This is a genomic window from Novosphingobium sp. BL-S-21 (genome assembly GCF_055521655.1).
Genome location: NZ_CM145496.1, coordinates 329,312 through 348,381 on the forward strand (window position 1 = coordinate 329,312; position 19,070 = coordinate 348,381).

Sequence of the window (19,070 nt, forward strand, 5' to 3'; positions counted from 1 at the left end):
AAGGGACAAAGGATACCATGAATACTGAAGCGCTCGACGCCCGATACCTCGATCTCGACCTCTGGCCGACCGAACTGGCCGTGGAGGCCATGCTTGAAGGGCAGATGGCGGCCATCGCCTCGATCCAGTCGCAGACCCGGGCGATTGCCCGCGCGGCCGAAGCGGCGGCGCTGCGGCTGGGCGATACCGGCCGGCTGGTCTTCGTGGGGGCGGGCACCTCGGGCCGCCTTGCCGTGCAGGACGGCACGGAGCTTTATCCGACGTTCGGCTGGACGATGGACCGCATGGTCTTCCTCATGGCCGGGGGCATCGGCGCCCTGACCGAGGCTTATGAAGGCGCCGAGGACGATGTCGAGGCCGGCCGCGCCGAAGTGCGCGAACGGGGCATCGGCCCCTCGGACGTGGTGATCGGCGTCGCTGCCAGCGGCCGCACGCCCTACACCGTCGCTGCGATCGAGGAAGCCCGCGCCGCGGGTGCGCTCACCATCGGCATCGCCAACAATGCCGGCTCGGTCCTGCTCGACACGTCCGAACATGCCATCCTGGCCGTCACCGGCAGCGAAGTGGTTGCCGGTTCCACCCGCATGAAGGCGGGTACTGCGCAGAAGGCCGTGCTGAACCTGCTGTCGACCGCGATCATGCTGCGCCGCGGCCTGGTCTATCAGGGCCGCATGGTGGCCATGCGCATTTCGAATGCGAAGCTCTTGCAACGGGGGCGGACCATGGTTCAGGATATCGCCGGGGTCGACGCCGAAGTCGCGGCCCGCGCGCTGGAAACGGCAGGAAACGAAATCCGGCTCGGCGTGATCGTCGCGCTGGGCGTTCCTCTCGCAGAGGCGAACACGCTGCTCGAAGACAATGGCGGCAATCTGCGCCAGGTCCTGCAACTGCTGGAAAAGCGAGACTGATCGACGATGCGCGACATTGCCTGGACCCGCAGCGAAGAGGGCACGCCGCTCTATCTGCAGCTTGCCCGCAGCCTGCGCGAGCACATCAGCAGCGGTGCGATCGATCCGGGCAGCGCGCTCCCATCCGAACGGGACCTCAGCGAGATGGCGGGGCTGTCGCGCGTTACCGTGCGCAAGGGTATCGAGCAGCTGATCGAGGAAGGCGTGCTGTTCCGCAAGCAGGGTTCGGGCACTTTCGTGGCCAAGCGGATCGAGGCACCCGGCGCCAGGCTCAGCAGCTTCAGCGACGATACCCGCTCGCGCGGGGAGAACCCCGGCGTGGTGTGGATCAACAAGGCCTATGCGCAGCCGACCGAGGAAGAGGCGGCGGCGCTGGAGATCCCCGCCAACGCTTCCGTCGCGCGGCTGGGCCGCGTCCGCCTGGCCGGCGGGGAGCCGCTGGCGATCGAACATGCCGTGATCCCGGCGCAGTTCATGCCGGACCTGACCGCGCTCGGAGATTCGCTCTACCAGGCGCTCGACATTCACGGATTCCGCCCGACTTCCGGCACGCAGCGCGTCCGCGCCTCGCTCGCGACCCCGACCGAGGCCGGCATCCTCTGCGTGAAGCAGAATTCCGAAGTGCTGCGCATAGAGCGCAAGACCCGCATTCCCGACGGCCGGATCGTCGAGTTCACCCGTTCGGTCTACCGCGGTGATCGCTACGAGTTCGTCACGGAACTCAAGGAAATCTGACCGCCAAGACGGGCCGCGTCTCCAAGGACCGGGCCGCTATTTCACGACGACCCTGACGCGCCCGAGGTTCTGGATGCGGGCAAAGGGCGTGTTCTTGTCGCCCTCTCGCTGCGACGTGCCGCGCAATGTGGGGAAATAGGTGCCGGGCCGGGCGAAGGTGTGAGTCGCCGTGACGGTCGCCGAACGGGCTCCGGAGCGGATTTCGGATTCGACAGGGAAAGTGCCCGCGCCGTCGAAATCCCATTGCGCCGCGACGATTGCGCCGGCGCCGGGCGGAACATCGATCTTGCCGACGAAAGTGACCTTCTGGCCCGCCTTGACCTCGGCCCGAACTCCCCCAGCGACCTTGAGGTCGATGACCGGCTGCACGCCGTGACGATCCGCCGCCCCGGCCGGGACGACGATCTGGCCATCGTCGAAGCGGTAGCTGGTGGAAGCGGGCGGAGCGATGCCTTTCTCCACCCAGAGCGCAAGGTCGCGCAGGGCCTGGTTGAGCACCGGCACATAAGTGATGGTATGCGTCGGGTCTTCGGGGTCTGAATCGCCGTGGAGCGCATGGTCGGTGTACCAGAGGCGGAAATGATCGTCCGTCGCAGCACCGAAGTGAGCGGTGACGAGGCCGCGATACCAGTCGGCCGACCAGGGGAAGGCCTCGCGGTCCCAGAGGGATTCCACCAGGATCATCTTCCCATCGAAATTGCCTTTCGGCACCGAACCGGCGGTTGCCTGCGTGAAGACAGGCCCCAGCAGCATGGGCCGCTGCGGGTAGAGCGGCTTGCCGTCTGCCCCGCGGAACTGGTTCCAGACCTTGAATTCGGGGCCGGGGACCTGGTGGCGATGGTAGGTCTGCGCGGCCAGGAAGTTCGAATTGTCGAGACTGACCTCGTCGCCCGCTGCCAGCTTGGCGGCCACGGCGGGATCGACGATGCCCAGCACCGCCACGTCGCCTTCGATGCGGCTGACCGTGAGGCGCGCGCCCTTGGCGGCGCCGGACTTGACCATCAGGTCGCCGCCCAGGAACTGAACTCTTGGCGGCGCCTTGGCGAGGCGGACAGCGACCACGTTCTTCGCTTCCTTGCCCTGCAGGGCGGCGAAACTGTCGTCGACGTTGCCCTGGACCTTGCCGTCGGTGACGCCGGTGTGGATCTTGAGGCGCGCTGCTTCGGCCGCCGTGATCGGCGCCGAGATCGCCGTTTCATGCTGCAAGCGATAGCCGGCGAAACTCTCGGGATGGTCGAAGCCAAGATATCCGGGCTTCGTCCAGAAATCGGTGAAATAGCCGGGATCGGCCATCAGCACGCCGCCGTAGAGCGCGGCGAAGCCGTGGATCCCCATCGTCTTCCAGCCGAACCACGATTTCGGCGGGAAGCCCATGCGCGTCACTTCGCGCAAGGCCGAGGCCTGTTCCGCGCTGAGCCCTGCATAAGGATCGCCGCTGCCGCCCGGCTCCATGGCGTCGACGATCTGCGGGAACTTGTCCTGAAGCAGGCGCATCGCATGCATGCGCACCGTGAACGAGTTGGGGATCGCCATGCTCGAACCCAGCACGTAGGGCACCGCGCCATCCCACACGCCGCGCGTGTTTTCCATCGAACCGACCGTTCGGTAGCCGCCGCCGCTGCCGCCATAGGCATAGCCGTAGGGCCGCTTGCCGCCGTACATCTTCACCGCAACCACGCGCGAATACTGCGCGGCCGCGGCATTGGCGCGGTAGGCGCCGATCGTGGGATCGCTCGATCCATATCCGGCGACGGCCGGACCGCCGCCATTGGTCTCGACGAAATAGGCCCCGCTCGCGATTGCGAAGGACAGCTTGTCGTTGGTGGGCGTCGTCGCCCGCTGGGCCAGGTTCTCGTTGTCAGGGGCGGGGGTGAAGTGCTGGAAGAACCGGCCCTGGTACTGATCCTTGGGCGGGAAATAGAACGAGAAGCGCGTGTCCGTGCCCTTGAAGCCGCCATGGACATAGCGATGGCGCACCGGCGCATCGCGCCATTCGTCGATGTCGATATAGGGCTCTGCGAAAGTCGCATCGGGCACGGCGGCAGGCTCCTGTTTGGCCGCTACGCTCTGGGCATTGGCAGCGGAGTGGTCGATCGCCGCCATGGCCATGGCGGCCGTTACAGTGAGCAATCCAGCCAGTTTCAAGCGAGAGGGATTTGCAGAAGGCATTCCTGTGCTCCGTGCTGCCATGATCCGGTGAGGGCGCCTTGCCCGCATTCCAGCCAGTGTTGGTCTTTCGGAAATGATCGTTCGTTCGCGGCCTTGGGTGGCATAACCGAGATGGGCTGTCGCGAGGAAATTTTAGAGATTAAAATAATCGCCCGGGCGGCGCGGTTGCATGCGCATGGCGTTTGGCCGATGACAGCGCGATGCGGCTCACCGATCAGGAATTCAACCGAGTGCTCGTGCTGAAGAAGCTGCGCGCCAGCGAGCCCGTGGCCCGGACGGATCTGGTCGGCCTGACCGGCCTGACCGGCGGAACCATCACGGCCATCACTGCCGATCTGGTCCGGCGCGGGATCGTGATCGAGGAAAAGGTCGCCACCTCGGGCCCGGGCCGCCCGCGCGTGAACCTTCGGATAAATCCGCAAGGACGCTACGTCGTCGGCACCACGCCCACCAACGAGGGCGAACTGCTGACGGAGATCGTCAATCTCAGGGGCGAAAGCCTCGGCTTCGCCAAGGCAGCGCTGACGCGGGACACGACCATCGAAGGTCTCGCACGGCAATTCATCACGGCGCTGGAACAGGCCCTTGCCGAGTGGGACGTCCCCCGGGAAGAGATCTACCGTATCGGCATCGGCATTCCCGGCATCGTCAACAATCGGACGGGCATCGTCGAGCATATCATCTCGCTGGAATCCGGGCCGGTGGACTTCGGCGGCATCGTCGGCGAGGCGCTGGGGGTTGCCACTCTCATCGACAACAGCACCAATCTGCTGGCCCGCGCGGAGCATTGGTACGGCGCCGCTGCCCATGCGGACGATTTCACCCTGATCAACATCGATCTGGGGATCGGTGCCGCCTTGTACCGCGGCGGCCAACTCGTCACCGGCGTCCACGGCATGGCCGCCGAATTCGGGCATGCCAAGGTCGTGCCCGACACGGGCAGAGCCTGTTACTGCGGCGGCATCGGCTGCCTTCAGGCCTATTGCTCCGTGCAATCGATCATGGAGCAGTCCTGCGCGCAACTGGGCAGGCCCTTGCCCGACTTTGACAGGATGAACGCCGCCTTCGACGGCCTGATGGCCGAACAGGCCGCGGGCAGGATCGACATCGGGCCGATACTGGAACAGGCCAGCCACTATCTCGGCGTGGCCGTTGCCAATCACATCACGATGCAGGACCCGGAGGCCGTGGTCATTCTCGGCCCGAAATTCGCCATGATCGAGGAACTGCGCAGCATCTTCTTCGATGCCCTGGAGCGAAACACGTTTCCAGCGCTGCGCCGCCGCACGAGGCTGCACTTCAAGCTTGGCGACAAAGGCGCCTACGCGCGCGGTGCAGCCGCCATGGTGCTGGAACAGATCTATCGCTGCTCCGACGGGGCGCGGGAGGTTGCAACCGGCAATCTGGCCAAAAGGTCTGGCGCGCCTATAGCCCGAACTGTCGCAAAAACCTGAAATGCGGGCACTCGGACGTGCCGTTCCCTGTTCTCGAAACCGTGCCGCGTTTCATGGCGCGGCGCGATTGTCGCCAGAAGAAAAGGGAAAGGGTCTGCAAATGCACGTTTCATACCACACACCCGCGCGGCTGATCCGCTACGACGGCCAGTTGGACAAAGCTGGCTCGCTCGCTGCTGGGCTGGTCAAGGACGGGCCCTTGGGAGAACTCGTGCAGGAGGCAGTTGCGGATCCCGCTCATGAGCTTTGGCGCTATGCGGTCGTGGCCGAAGACGATCCCGACAACGAAGCCGCCGACATCCTGCGGCTCAGTCTGCGTTGGCCCAGTGTCAGCCACTGACCTAGTCTGAGCGGTTAACACCCACTTTTAATCGAGTGCCGTCAGCTTGCACCATTGTGCAACAAGGCGGCTCCTCTTGCCGGCCCCGGATTTAGCCCTCGCCGTTTGCGAGGTAGTTTCTGGTTGAGCGGGGGTAGGTGCGGTGCGTTTGCTTCCCACTGATGGGAAAGCGCTGGGGCTAACCCAAACGGGCCACGACCGAGGGCAACGATCCGGTCGTCAGGATACCAGGCGGAGCGGCGCAGATGCTGGATACTGCGTTGACGGGACGATGCGCCGTCAGGTTAGGTAGCGTTGTCTGGCGATCGGCGTGGGGAATGGGAAAGCCGATGCTGATATCGAGCGGCGTGTCCCCCTCGACGGTGACTCGCCACCCGTCTCCGCGCAGGTCCCACGGGGGATCGAGTTCTTCGGTGACGAACCAGTTGCAGCGAAAACGCATGACGGGCGTTCCGCCGCGGTAGCCGGTCGTCACCATCCGCTGTCCGGCAACCGAGCCTGCTGGAATGGTGCTTTCATGCAGTTTAACGGGACGTTTGGCGAGCGCGACTTCGCTGGAGACTTCGAAACGCTCGATGTCGATGCCGACCGCCTCGGCCAGCGCGCGCAGGGAGTGGTTGAACACTTCGTCCCGCTCGTAGAACGGGCGCTGGGCGAAGGCCTCGGGCGTCTCGCCGAAGCCCATGATTCCGACCAGCATCTCTTCCGAGCAGCCGTCGATGCAGTTGGCAAATTCATCGATGGTAAGAAGGTCCAGACGCCGTGCGAGCGACAACAGGACGAGAGGCAGGGCTTCGGTGATGAAGCCGGGGCTGCTGCCGGAACTGTGCAGCGTGGCGCCCCCGTTGCGGCATGCCGCTTCGATCCGCGCGCGGATCATGGGCTCCATGCTTCCCGGATGGAAGAACTCCGCCCGCGTGGAAGAGATGTTGATGCCGTTTTCCAGAAGGGCGCAGACGTCATCGTAGTCGGTCAGTTCGGGCATGTAGAGCACGCAGTCCGGCTTGAGCGCCAGCACCGATGCCAGGTCCCGTACCGCCTTGATGCCGGTTGGCGGCATTCCGCATAGCGCGCCGGCATCCTTGCCTTCCTTGGCGGGCGAATAGACCTTGACGCCGACAAGCTCCATCTCGGGGTGCGTGAGCACGGCGCGCATGGCTGCCGCGCCTACCGTGCCGGTGGCCCATTGCACGATGCGCAGCTTTCGAGCTTCCGATGGCTTGGTCATTGTGTTCGCTCCCAGGTGTTTCCAGGTGACGCAGTCCCGGCGGCGGACATCGGCGACTTGCTGATGGTGCGCCGCCGATGTCCCGTTATCCGATGAACATGCCGCCGTTGACGGCAAGGACCTGGCCGGTGACGTAGCTTGCACCGTCGGAGGCGAGGTATTCGCAGGCTGCTGCGATATCGCCGGGGGTACCGGGACGCGGGATGGGAATATGCTGGGAGATGACTTCCAGCGGCGGGAAAGTCCCGGCAGCAATACCGGCCTCGGCCATGGGGGTGGCAACGACCGAGGGCGGGATGGTGTTGACGGTAATGCCTTGCCCGGCAAATTCGCGGGCGAGAGACCGGGTCAACCCGATCACACCGGCCTTGGCGGCGGAATAGTGCGCGCGGTCTCCGGCGCCGGACTGCGCGGCCTGCGACGAGATCGTGATTATCCGGCCCCACCTGGCATCGACCATGTCCGGCAAGGCGGCCTGAACCGTGTGGAAGACGCCGGTAAGGTTGATGTCGATCATGCGCTGCCAGGTTTCGACGGTCACGTCCTGAAAGGGAATGCCCTCGGAAATACCGGCATTGGCGACCACGATCGCGATCGGGCCGAGTTCTTCGCGAACGGCTTCGTAAGCGGCGTCGATGCTGGCCCGATCGGAAACATCGACCTTGCGCGCGACGATTCGTGCGCCTTGCGCGCGGAGAGCTTCGCTCTCGCGCTTCAGGGCGTCTTCCTGAACGTCGAGGATCGCGACCGGATGGCCCTTGTCCGCGAAAAGCCGTGCAACACCAAGCCCGATACCCGATGCTCCACCCGTGACGACGACGACACGATCGGCAACCATTCGCTCTCTCCCATTTGCGGCGCGCGGCGACTGTTCACCGTGCCTTTTCCTGTCCGGCAGCGATCTTCGACCCTGCCAGTTTATGCGATATTGTGGCGCACAACTTGAAACCTGTCCAGCCTGCAGATAGGCACGCCAGCGCCGCGATTCGATTTCGCGGTGCAGTCGCGACTGGCCCGGGCGGACATCCAGGAGCCGCAATTTCTACGGAAATGACCCAGTCGGGACAGGCTCGATGGATAAGGAGAAATGGGGATGCCAGTGCCAGATGTTTCGGACCATTCGATCGATCAACTGATCTCTCTCAAGGGCAGAAGCGCCGTCGTTACCGGTGCGGCCTGGGGTCTGGGAAAAGCCGCGGCGCGGCGGCTTGCAGAGGCGGGAGCTGCCGTTCTCATTGCCGATATCGATGAGGAAGCGGCGGCCGTGACCGCAAGGGAACTGGCCGAGCGGTTCTCTGCGGATGTGACTTCGACCCGTCTCGATGCCGGCAATGCAGCTTCGATTATCGCCGCTGCGGACCTGGCGGAAAACCGTTTCGGCAAGCTGGACATCTGGGTCAACAACGCGGGCATACCCTCGTTTTCACCGTTGCTCGATCTGGATGTGGAGGAGTTCGATAACGTCCTCGCGATCAATTTGCGCGGTACCTTCGTCGGCGCCAAGGAGGCTGCAAGACGGATGATAGTTAGGGGGCAGGGCGGCGTGATCGTCAACGTCGCCTCGCTGGCCGGGGTCAGGGGGATTTCCGAAGGGCAGGCTGCCTATTGCAGCTCCAAGCACGGGGTGGTCGGTCTGACCAGGCAACTCGCGATCGAACTGGGCGCGCAAGGCATCCGGGTGCTGGGCGTCGCGCCTGGCTTTTCGCTCACTGAAAAGACCATGTTCATTGCCGACTGGGACGAAGAGACCATCAAAAATTGCCCGATCCCCGGGATCGGCACCAGCCGACTGGGCCGGGTCGGTGTGGCCGACGATATTGCCCGGGCCATCCTGTTCTGCGCATCGGACATGGCGATGTTCATGACCGGCAGCACATTAATGCTCGATGGCGGAATGGCCGCGTAAGTCGTGGCTGGTCCCGGGACATAAACAGCCCCGGGACCCACTGTCATCGCGGCCTGGGTCAGGCGAGCTCGACAAGCGCGAGACCCTCGGCGGGCAGGTTCAGGACCAGGGTGCCATCCGCATTCAGACGGTGCGTTTCCACCACCGGACGCGAGACCTGGCGCAGATGCGCGATCTGGGCGCGCGAAGGATAGCGGGGAGACCCCATGGCGCGCCAGGCCGGCATGGGCGATCCCCGTTCCCAATCGACGAACCGGACTTCGGCGGTCTTCCGTCCCTTGAGCCCGTCGAACTGCAACGTCATCCGCTTGGCACCTCCGGTGATCTTGCGCTCCGCAGTCATGCCGGGAATTCCTCCGGGCTGATCCACTTCGGCCAGATTCCACAGGAGCACGGAAGTCCGCCCGGTCCTGTCGCGCGATGCCAAAGCAGGCCCTTGTGCGGCGAGGCGCTGCGTCCCCAGGCGATGGAGCAGCCGGTAGGTATTGAACGAGGGCTTGGCGATGCCGTCGATCATCATGCTCCAGCCCATCGAGCCTTCCTTCAGCATGTAGTCGTCGACGCCGAGTTCCTCGTACATGCCGCTCAGCGTCCATTGTGACATGCCGGCGCAGTGCGCCATGCCATTGGCGATCACATGGGCAATCATGGCCGGGCTGTCTGACGACCATTCGGACAGCCACATCGGCTTGCCGGCTAAGGGACCGGCGTCGATCGTGCGGCGGGCGTTGGCAAGGGCCTCGGGAATGACGTCATTGACGCTGCGGCGCGGACCGCCCTTTCCGAAGACGTCGTCCTGATCGTCGCCGGCATAGGCATGTGTGGCGAAGAAATCGACGGGGGCATTGTTCGCCGCGCACCACTGCGCGAAATCCCCGATCCACGCTGTCTTCGAGGTTGCCGGCCCGCCGACCTGGATACGCGGATCGACCGATTTGATCGCAGTCGCCACAGCCTTGTACATTTCGAAATAGCGCTGCTTGTCACCGGTCCAGAAGAAGGAGAGGTTGGGCTCGTTCCACACCTCGAACGGCCAGCTGCGCACGGTTTCCAGCCCGTAGCGCTCTATCATGGCGGTCGTGAATGATGTGATGAAACCGGCGAACTCGGCGTCCGAAGTGGGCGGCGTGATGTTGCCGCCGTAAAAGCCGAACTGGGTTTTCCCTGAGGCGAGCTTGCCCGGCATGAAGCTGAGTTCGACATAGGGAGATACGCCCAAGTCGAGCAGACCGTCGTAGACGCGGTGGACGTTGAGCCAGTTCGGCCCGCCGTTCCTTCGCATCTCAAGAATGCTCTTTCCGAACACGCCGAGTTCGTCGTTGAAGATGCCGTGGAACCGGGCGCGCTTGAAACCGGCCTCTGCCAGCCCGAGGCGCATGTCCTGGCGCCATTCTTCGCGCATCGTGATCGCGGCGCGGTCCGAACCTACGCACTCTTCCCATACGTGAGGCAGCGGGCCGGCAATCGCGCGGGTATCGACCCGGACCGTTTCGCCCGGAATATCGGCAGCTCTCGCCCCGCTTGCCGAAAGCGCGGCCGCTGCCGCGCTCGATGCCAGAAACGTGCGTCGATCAAACATGTCTCTCTCCATGGAAATTGTGGCGGCGTCCGGCGCTCACCGCGTGATCTCGATCCCGGCCAGGGCCGCGTTGCCGGAGACGCTCGAAAAATCGAGGATCAGGCGGCCGTGGAGGACGGTCACAGGAAAGGTGCGAACCAGTTCCTTGAGAGGCGCTCCGGCCTCCTTCAGGAGATTGAGCCCTTCGATGACCGAATGGCCATTGGCCTTCACGGCAAGAGACTGGTCGGGCGAGGAGGTCTTGCGCGGTTCGAACAAGTGCAGGGTCACTGTCCACTGGCCGTTGGGCAGCGGGATGTCGTAGGAAAAGGCGGCGCCATCGCGCCAGTAGTCGAACAGCGCGGGATCGGCAGCATCCACCTGACGGATGGGGGCCATCGAGCGTCCGCCAAAGCCGACAAGGTTAAGCACGACGGGCTTGCCGCCCGTCACGAAAGTGTCGGAGCCGAATTGCCGCGTGCCAAGATCGAGCCCGGCAAGGCTGCCAGCGTTGATGCGCAGGCCGTTGCGCTCGACGTCCGGCCCGTTCCACCGGGCGGTATCGCGCAGCGTCTTGCCGCCTTCCGTGGCCGTCACCACCGCGGTATTGGCGCCGGGGCGAAGGGAGACGTTCTTCCATTCGCATACGAATTCGGCGCAAGGCGCCGTGCCGATCGGCTTGCCGTCGATCGCCAGCGTCGCGGATGAGGCGGTCGAATAGGCTTTAACGTCCATGACGGGATAGGCGCGATCGACATACCGCTTCCCCGCGAGATGCAGGGCAGGGGTATCGCTCCATGCGACCTTGTAAAACCAGAACGCGTCCTTGCGCTCCTTGCGGTCCGCGGTGACCAGCCCCTTGTCGTTGAGGTCTACGGCCTCGCCTTCGTCACGCAGGTCGCTGGAGAAGTCGAACATGGCCCAGACCCAGCTGGCAAAGACGAAATCGCGCTTGGCGATGCTGGGCCAGGTCTGCTCGTGAACCCAGGCCTGATATTCCTCGGGATGGGGGCGCCCGACGAAATTGACGAAGCCGTTCCGCACATCGTCACTGTGCTGGCTGATCGCGCCGCCCGCGCCATATTCGCTCAGCGACAAAGGCAGGGCAGGGTGATCCCGGTGGAACTTGTCGAGCGTGTCGCCAAGATCGGTCCGCGCCTGCAGCGGGTTGGGATAGTACCAGCCGTAATAGCGGTTGTAGCCGATGAGGTCGGCCGTCCCTGCAAGTTTTTCGCCTGCGGTCTGGACCAGCGTCAGCCCTTCGCAGCAGTCCGCAAATGTCGTCGGGCGGTGCGGGTCTTCCTCCTTGGCGATCGCATCGAGGTGCTGGAGCAACGCCAATGGCTTGGGCGGGCTGCCTTTGACACCGAAGCCCTTGGCCGAATCCACTTCGTTGCCGACAGACCACATCAGGATCGAGGGATGGTTGTAGTTCTGACGGATCTGCTCGCGAAGTTGCTGTTCGGCATTGGTCCAGAGCGCTTCAGAACCCTGCCCGCCGGAGACGCTGGGCGTGGTGACGTATGGCAGCTCCGCCCACACGACCATTCCCGCCTTGTCCGCCAGATCGGACCACGCATCGGCGTGCTGGTAGTGGGCCTGGCGAATGGTGTTCGCGCCAAGCTCCTCGATCAGGGCCATGTCCTCGGCATGCTGTTCGGGCGTGAGTGCCCAGCCTGAGCCCAGCGCGTCCTGATGGCGTGAGACGCCGTGCAGCTTCACATGCTGCTCGTTCAGGAAGAAGCCGGCATCGGCATCGAAGCGGAATGTGCGAAGGCCCAACGGCTGGGACACCCGGTCGAGCCGGGCCTTTCCGTCCGAAAGCGTGGAGGTGACCGAGTAGAGGTAGGGATCGGCCCTGCCGTTCCAGCGATGGGGCCGCGCGATGTTCACGTTCGCGCGCTGCTCGCTGGCCCCGGACGCCAAGGTCACGGGCTGAACTGCGCGGGCGACGATCTTGCCGCGCGCATCGCGGATCTCGGTCGAGAGCGTCAGGTTACGCGGGGCCGCGCCTGCATTGCGCAGCTTCGTGCGAATTTCGATGGCCGCGCTTTCCGGGGTTATCTTCGCGGCGTATGCGTAAACGCCTGGCCCGCCGAAATCGAGCGGATCGATAGAGGCCGCTGGAAGCTGGAGCAGCGAAACCTCGCGGTAAATGCCGCCATGCACGAAGAAATCGCCGGACAGGGGGATCACTTCGGATGTCGAACTGCCGGGTTCTACCTTGCTGTTATCGGCACTGACAACCACGAGGTTACGCTGCCCCGGCTTCCAGGCCTCGGTGACGTCGAGGCGGAAGCGGGCGAATGCGCCCTTGTGTGTGCCGACATGCCGGCCGTTCACCCAGACCTCGGCCAGCTTGCCGACCGCGGCAAAGTCCAGATATTGGCGTTCTCCCGATTTCGCCGCGGGTGCGTCGACCCAGAGGCGGTACCAGCCCACGCCTTGCCGGTTGTCGGTTTCGGTGCCGCGCGTCAGCGCATAGGCGCCGATGTGGTTCCAGCTATGCGGGACCGAGACCTTCTCCCAGCCGCGGTCGTCGAAGCGGGCGTCGGTGACGGAACTGGGCGCGTCCCCGAAATGAAACCGCCAGCCCTGGGACAATGCGATCGCCGGCCTTGCGTCACCCGCTTGTGCGTCACCCGCCTGTGAGTCATCCGATTGGGCGCTGGCGCGATCGGATGACGCGAAAGCAGGCGCGGCGAATGCGGTGACTGTTATGGCCGCACCCAGCATCATCGCCGTCAGCATTCGTTCGATTTTGCCCACTCGCCGCTCTCCTGCTTGTTTCGGCCGATTTTGTTTTTCGAGATTCACCGTTGCAGCAGCAACTGCACCGGACCGAGCAGCCCCGACGGACGCAGGGGAGCGTCCTTCCGGTATGTCGGAGTTGCGGTCCAGGTCACTTTCTTCGCGCCGGCCTCCCCATTCCCAGGCTGCGCGTCGCCGATGAGGCGATTGACCCAAAGGTTGGCAACGCGGATCGAGAGCCGGTTCTTGTCGGCATGCATCTGCGCGCCGATGTCGATGCGATAAGGCTTGTGCCAGGCATAGCCGGCGAATTGGCCGTTCACTCTTACCTCTGCGATCTCGCGCGCCTCGCCGAGATCGAGCAGTAGTGGCTTGCCTTTCTTCCATCCGCGCGGGGCCACGAATTCCTTCGTGTATGTCGCGATCCCCGAGAAGTAGCGGATCGACGCCTGCGTGTTCTCATTGAGCGGGGACAGTTCGGCAAGCCGGGTCTCAGGCGGCGCGCCGCGATCCTGTTCGAATGCCACGTTCCATGGACCTGCAAGGAGTGCGGCCTTCGTGAGTTCGACGGGCGCGACCTTGCGGCTGGTCTCGGCGGTGTCCTTGCGGAAAACCACATGCACGGATTCGTCCGAAGCGAGGGACATGGGAATGGCTGTCACGCCGCCTTGAACAGTAAAGCTGACCGGTTCCGACTTGCCCGTGTCGGCGTGCCACAGTTCCGGTACCTTCCCCGTGACCCGGAAGCGCGCGGTGATCGTTTCGGTGCGGTCCTTCTGGTTGGCGACGAAATAGATATCGCCTCCGGGCAGCCGGCGATGGACGAAGGGGAGCGCTGCGCCCTGCTTTCCGCCTTCGAATGCAAAATCCGGCGCGATGCCGGCTTGGGACAAGGCTCCGCCAAGGTCGGCCGCGGCGATCACCCGGCCTCGCCCGATTTCGGTAACAGGGGATCCCGGCCAGAGTTTTTCGAGCAGCGCCTGGTAGCGCGCAGGGTCTGCGGTGAGGCCCGGATCGCTTGTTGGGCGCGGGCCGATCACCGTCGCGCCGGCCTCCACCAGTTCGGCAATCCGGACGAGAACGGCAAGGCTCATCCTGCTGGCAGAACCTCCCAGATAGAGTACGCGGTACCGGGCGCCTCCCGTGCTCACCAGATCGCCGCCGTCGTTGGAGAATGCGCCGAGAAGTGCATCGGCGTTCACGAAATCGAATGCGTTGCCGGCAGGAACCTCGGCGACCGGCTTGTCCCCGAACAGGGACGTCAGCGGGGCCTCTTCGCCGTAGAAATAGGCGATGTCGGCGACATTGGTACCTTGCTGAAGCAAGTGGGAATTGCGCGCGATATAGTCCATCCATGGCCGCGCGAGTTCGGCCCAGGCCTCGTTGCGGTTGAAGTCCTGTCCGAAAATGGAGAGGCGCAGGCCAGGTTTTTTGCCCTCCACCGGAACATGGACCGAGGTGTGGATGATGGGGCGATTGATGCCGGTCGCGAATTCGAGATCGATCATCCGCTTGAGGTCGCCTGGGCCAAAAGCCCAAGGCGACAGCATGGATGTCAGCGATTCCGCGGCGACGTATTTGCGGCCATAGACATGCGCGACCGAGGCCGCGCCCTTCATGTCGGCAAGATAGCTCGGCTTGGGGCCACGGTCGCGCTGGAACGACCACATCGCGGACATCGGCACGTCGGCCCATCTGCGCATCGCCATGTCATCACCGAGCAGAGGGCGATGATCTTCCAGCGCTTCGCCGTAGACGATCAGCTCATGGTCATGCGCTGCCTCGGCTATGGTCCCATAATGCTCGCTGGCAAGAAGGTCGGCCAGGGTTCGCCGAAAATCGTAGAGGAAGCGTTCGCTCTCCTGGCGCGATCCCACGATCGTCCCGGTCAGTGCGGGCATCCACGGGACGGGATCATACCCGCGCAGCCGCTTGAACTGGGCGATCATCTGCGGCGTCCAGTTCGCGGCGCCAACCTCGATGCTGTCGTTAAGGATTGCCCGGATACCTCTGCGCCCCATCAGATCGGGACCGACCGTCTGGCGGTAAGTCGCGAGATAGTGATCCATGTAGCGCCGGACTGCCTCGGCATCGTACTTGTCCACTTCAAGGCCGGTTGCCTCGAACGGAGCCGGATGGTTCATCGTGCCGACAAGCGAGTAACCGAAGCGAATGATGCGCCATCGCCCCGCGGGCGGCGTCCATTCCAGCGTGCCGTCTGGCCTCAGGCGATCGGTCAGGTCGAGGATCTTGTCCGGAGGTATGCCGGCGGAATCGGCGAGGCCTGCGTCGAGTGGATAATAATCGGGAACGATGTCGAAACCTGCCTTGGCTTCGACGCGATTGACCCGCTCCTGGCCGGACAGTTCGATCTCGGTGATGCGGATCGACGTGCTTGGCTTTCCGCCTGAAAACCCCGCAGCCAGCGCTGACAGATCGACACCGGCAGGCGGCGCGGCGATGTCGGGAAGGCTGCTGACTTCCTGAAAGGAAACGCGAAAGTTCCGGGCAGTCACGGGCGCGAATGCCAGCGTGGTGGGGACACGGGCCAGCGGCACATCGGTCACGGTGGTCCATTTCCCCGCCGAGACTTCCGCTTCGAGGCTTGCCTTGAGGTTGGCGCCGATGAACTTGCCCGATCCTCCGGGCACGAACAGGGTCATGGCGCGGATTGTACGGGCAGTCGGATAGCGAACGGCGAGGAGCGTTGGCCCCTTCGCTGCTTTCGCAAGATCGATCCCGGTCTCGAAATCGCCGTCCGTCAATGTTTTCGCGTCGAGAGGCTTCCCTGAACTATCGGCAAATGCCGGAAGGGCTGAGCCCGTGCTTGCCAGTGCCGGCACCGCGAGCACCCTGACGTCGCGGTAGAATGGCGCCGGGACATCGGGCGCTTTCTCGTTGATCGTCGAGTTCGTTCCCGATGCTGCGGCTATTGATTGATACGGTCCGGTCACGGTGGGCGGGGCGGGGAGCGCAAGGGTGACGCGCTTTCCGCCGCCCGTTCCGCCGCCAAGTGTAACCTCGCTCCATACCAGCTTTTTCATGCCGTCGGCGGGGGAAACCCAAGGTCCGCCGGTTTCCGACCAGCCCGGCGAAGAGGCGATGGCCAGTTCGAGACCCAGGCGATCCGCTTCGCGGGTGGCGGCCTTGAAGGCTTTTTGCCAGGCGGGTGTCATGTAGACCAGGCGCTGATCCACGATTTGCGGACTCTGGAGGTTGACGTCGAACGACTGCGCGCCGCCAATCCCCACGCGTTTCATCCAGGCAAGATCCTTGAGGAGTCCTTCCTCGGTGATGTTGCCGTTGATCCAGTGCCACCACACGCGCGGGCGGGCATCCATGGGCGGATCGGAGAAATCCGTTTCGAGTTCATCCGGTGCGCTCGGCGGGACAACTGAGCCGTCTTGCGCACATGCCAAGGATGAGCACGCAGAGATCGAAAGCAGCAGTAGCTTCAGCGCTGCCGCTTCGGATCGAAATCGCGTTCTCTTCGCCATAGATGTTTTCGCCTGACGTTCGCAGAAGCAGACATGCTTGCCTGAAGCGCATCTGCTCAACTCTCCCAAAGCCGCACTTTTGTGCGACAATGTGTCGCGTATAAATTGCGGGTGCAGACTGTCAAGCCGGTCAGACCGATGCGAAGCGCCCGTACTACCGCGTTATTTCATATGACCGGGTTTCGTTATCCAGATGTCCTGGTTGGCCCGGCGCGCGGCCGGAATAACGCTGCGGCGATCAAACTCGTGAAGCGGACCGCGAACGCGATCTCACCGCCAGCCCTGTCCCGGAATCCGGGTTGACGCTCTCCGGCTGCTGGATGTATGCGCCACTGTATCGCATAAAACGAAGCGCCGCTTTTGGGCGTCCACTGTCCGGTCGGGCAGCATCAAGCCGCCGACGGCGGAAGTCTCATCCAAGAGCGCACAACAAGCCAAACCTGGAGAGTGCTGAGAAATGGCATCAATCACCGTCATAGGGGCATCCGGAGAGGAACGAGTTCTCCGTGCCAATCCCGGACAGACCGTCATGGAAGTCATCCGCGACGCCGGCTTCGACGAACTGCTGGCGCTATGCGGCGGGTGTTGCTCGTGCGCGACCTGCCATGTGCACATCGAAGCTGGCCCCACCGATGCTCTTGCGGCGATGAGTGAGGACGAGAACGACCTCCTGGATTCGTCCAGTCATCGCGGCAGCCAGTCACGCCTTTCATGTCAGCTCCAGATTACTGACGCTCTCGACGGACTTCGCGTGAAGATCGCCCCTGAAGATTGACCAGACATACAATATTCGCCGGCGAAAAGTGCGGGCACGAAACAGGAGTGGGACACATGACTGAACTGGCAGATCGGGATTACTTCACCGACCACGAAATCCTCGTCGATCCTTACGCATATTTCGAAGCGGTGAGGGGCAAGGGCAGAGTCTATCAGCCCAAGGGCAAGGACTATCTGATGGTCATGGGTTTTGAAGAAACCCTGGAAATCATGCGCAATTCGGAGGATTTTTCGGCGATCATCGGTTTGCAGGGCGCCTCGGCCCCGCTGCCGTTCACGCCGCATGGGCCCGACATCACGGCACAGATCGAGGCGCATCGCGGCGAATTCCACGGTGGCGACTTGCTGGTCAATCTGGACGACAATGCGCATGTGCAGTTGCGCGCGCTCGTCAACCGGCTGTTCACACCCTCGCGGCTCAAGGCGAACGAGGAGTTTATCCAGGCCTTCTCGGACGAGCTGGTGCGTGACGCGGTGGCAAATGGCGGCGTCGAACTGGTCAGGACGATCGCGACGCCTTTCGTCACGCTGGTGATTGCCGACCTTCTGGGCATCCCGGCCGAGGACCGGCAGAAGTTCATGGACATCATTCAGGATGCGCCGCCTCCCGGCAATCTCGACGGCGAACTTGACCTCAATGCCGAAGATCATCCGTTCATGATCATGGGCGGCTATTTCGCTCAATACGTCGCCGAACGGCGTGCCGACCCGAAGCAGGATATTCTCTCCGAGCTGGCGAATGCCGTCTATCCCGATGGCACGCTTCCCGACGAGATGGCCATCGTCAAGCTTGGCATGTTCATGTTCGGCGCGGGCCAGGATACGAGCGCGAAGCTTCTCGGCAATGCGATGCGCTACATCGTGGATCAGCCGGGCCTGCAGGACAAGCTGCGTGCCGATCCCAAGCTTGTTCCGGCGCTGATCGAGGAAGTTCTGCGGCTTGAGGGTTCGACCAAGCAGACGGCCCGTCTTGCGCGCCGTGACACGAAGATCGGCGATATTCCGGTACCGGCGGGGACCAAGATCATGCTGTCGATCGCTGCTGCGAACCGCGACCCTGCGCGCTGGGAAGATCCCCAGGCCTTCAAGCTCGATCGGCCGAAAATCCGCGAGCACGTTGCCTTCGGGCGCAGCGCCCATACTTGCGCAGGCGCGCCGCTTGCGCGGGTGGAAGTGCGGATCATTCTGGAGAAATTGCTCCAGTACACTGCCGACATCGATCTCGATGCCGAAGTGCATGGTCCGCGCGGGGCGCGCAAGCTGGACTTCGAGCCGAGTTTCATCATTCGCGGGCTTTCGGAACTTCACCTCAAGCTGACACCGGCGGCGGGGGTCGACCTTTCGCCTGGCGGCTCGCCCATGATCCAGAAGTCGGTACCGGCATCCAGCCCGCAGGCGGTGCCGCCAGCGCCAGTTTCGGGGCCAGTCTCGGTGCCGGTCGCCGGGTACTCCACCGCCTCAACAAAACTGGCAAAGCTATTGTCCGATCCCGGGGCCAAGGCGGTGCTCGATCAGCACTTTCCCGGGATAACGGCGGACAAGCGGATCGGCATGGCGAAGTCGATGACCCTGCGCGCGATTCAGAAGTTCGCGCCCGGCCAGTTTACCGACGAAGCGCTTGATGCCGTCGATCGGGATCTGGCCCTGCTGCCGGTAGATTGACCCTGCCATTCAGAAGCGGGCCGGGGGAATCTCACGGGGTTTCCGCCGGCTCGTTTCCAATGGCCCGACGCGCCCACTTCGCCAG

Annotated in this window: 13 protein-coding genes; 7 read left to right on the top strand and 6 right to left on the bottom strand. The window is 63.7% G+C overall.

All coding sequences use genetic code 11. The features are described from left to right. The first annotated feature begins 17 nt into the window (after positions 1 to 17). Both ACZ1J6_RS09925 and ACZ1J6_RS09930 read left to right on the top strand, forming a co-directional pair. Positions 18 to 908: an N-acetylmuramic acid 6-phosphate etherase gene (locus ACZ1J6_RS09925; protein WP_134092745.1), complete on the top strand. Its 891-nt coding sequence runs from the start codon at positions 18 to 20 to the stop codon at positions 906 to 908. A gap of 6 nt (positions 909 to 914) precedes the next feature. After that, positions 915 to 1,643, top strand: a complete 729-nt coding sequence (locus tag ACZ1J6_RS09930; protein ID WP_132262327.1) for a GntR family transcriptional regulator — start codon at positions 915 to 917, stop codon at positions 1,641 to 1,643. A 36-nt stretch (positions 1,644 to 1,679) separates the two neighbouring features. On the opposite strand, the gene ACZ1J6_RS09935 is transcribed toward ACZ1J6_RS09930, so the two are convergent. Beyond that, positions 1,680 to 3,788 (bottom strand): PKD domain-containing protein, encoded by a 2,109-nt coding sequence (locus ACZ1J6_RS09935; RefSeq protein ID WP_465128073.1) that lies wholly within the window; start codon positions 3,786 to 3,788, stop codon positions 1,680 to 1,682. A gap of 224 nt (positions 3,789 to 4,012) precedes the next feature. On the opposite strand from ACZ1J6_RS09935, the gene ACZ1J6_RS09940 reads away from it, so the two are divergent. Beyond that, entirely contained in the window at positions 4,013 to 5,266 is a 1,254-nt protein-coding gene (locus tag ACZ1J6_RS09940; RefSeq protein ID WP_431566535.1) for an ROK family protein, read from the top strand. A gap of 100 nt (positions 5,267 to 5,366) precedes the next feature. Further along, positions 5,367 to 5,606 (top strand): hypothetical protein, encoded by a 240-nt coding sequence (locus tag ACZ1J6_RS09945; RefSeq protein WP_132262330.1) that lies wholly within the window; start codon positions 5,367 to 5,369, stop codon positions 5,604 to 5,606. 178 nt (positions 5,607 to 5,784) lie between these two features. Here ACZ1J6_RS09945 and ACZ1J6_RS09950 read toward each other — a convergent pair whose 3' ends face one another. Continuing rightward, entirely contained in the window at positions 5,785 to 6,834 is a 1,050-nt protein-coding gene (locus ACZ1J6_RS09950; RefSeq protein ID WP_431566536.1) for an NAD(P)H-dependent amine dehydrogenase family protein, read from the bottom strand. 85 nt (positions 6,835 to 6,919) lie between these two features. After that, positions 6,920 to 7,672, bottom strand: a complete 753-nt coding sequence (locus ACZ1J6_RS09955; protein WP_134092749.1) for an SDR family NAD(P)-dependent oxidoreductase — start codon at positions 7,670 to 7,672, stop codon at positions 6,920 to 6,922. Positions 7,673 to 7,927: 255 nt separating this feature from the next. Between ACZ1J6_RS09955 and ACZ1J6_RS09960 the strand changes: the two genes are divergently transcribed. Continuing rightward, positions 7,928 to 8,740 (top strand): SDR family NAD(P)-dependent oxidoreductase, encoded by an 813-nt coding sequence (locus ACZ1J6_RS09960; RefSeq protein ID WP_465128074.1) that lies wholly within the window; start codon positions 7,928 to 7,930, stop codon positions 8,738 to 8,740. 58 nt (positions 8,741 to 8,798) lie between these two features. On the opposite strand, the gene ACZ1J6_RS09965 is transcribed toward ACZ1J6_RS09960, so the two are convergent. Genes ACZ1J6_RS09965 through ACZ1J6_RS09975 form a run of 3 tightly spaced genes read right to left on the bottom strand, consistent with a single transcriptional unit; the run spans position 8,799 to position 16,390 of the window. Beyond that, on the bottom strand, positions 8,799 to 10,319 hold the full coding sequence (locus ACZ1J6_RS09965; protein WP_431566538.1) for a GH39 family glycosyl hydrolase: 1,521 nt from the start codon (positions 10,317 to 10,319) through the stop codon (positions 8,799 to 8,801). A 36-nt stretch (positions 10,320 to 10,355) separates the two neighbouring features. After that, entirely contained in the window at positions 10,356 to 13,067 is a 2,712-nt protein-coding gene (locus ACZ1J6_RS09970; protein ID WP_431566539.1) for a glycoside hydrolase family 2 TIM barrel-domain containing protein, read from the bottom strand. A 44-nt stretch (positions 13,068 to 13,111) separates the two neighbouring features. Next, positions 13,112 to 16,390: a glycosyl hydrolase gene (locus ACZ1J6_RS09975; protein WP_431566540.1), complete on the bottom strand. Its 3,279-nt coding sequence runs from the start codon at positions 16,388 to 16,390 to the stop codon at positions 13,112 to 13,114. A gap of 613 nt (positions 16,391 to 17,003) precedes the next feature. Between ACZ1J6_RS09975 and ACZ1J6_RS09980 the strand changes: the two genes are divergently transcribed. Together ACZ1J6_RS09980 and ACZ1J6_RS09985 are read left to right on the top strand one after the other, a co-directional pair. Continuing rightward, positions 17,004 to 17,321, top strand: a complete 318-nt coding sequence (locus ACZ1J6_RS09980) for a 2Fe-2S iron-sulfur cluster-binding protein (RefSeq protein ID WP_314468116.1) — start codon at positions 17,004 to 17,006, stop codon at positions 17,319 to 17,321. A 56-nt stretch (positions 17,322 to 17,377) separates the two neighbouring features. After that, positions 17,378 to 18,985: a cytochrome P450 gene (locus tag ACZ1J6_RS09985; protein ID WP_431566541.1), complete on the top strand. Its 1,608-nt coding sequence runs from the start codon at positions 17,378 to 17,380 to the stop codon at positions 18,983 to 18,985. Positions 18,986 to 19,070: the final 85 nt, after the last annotated feature.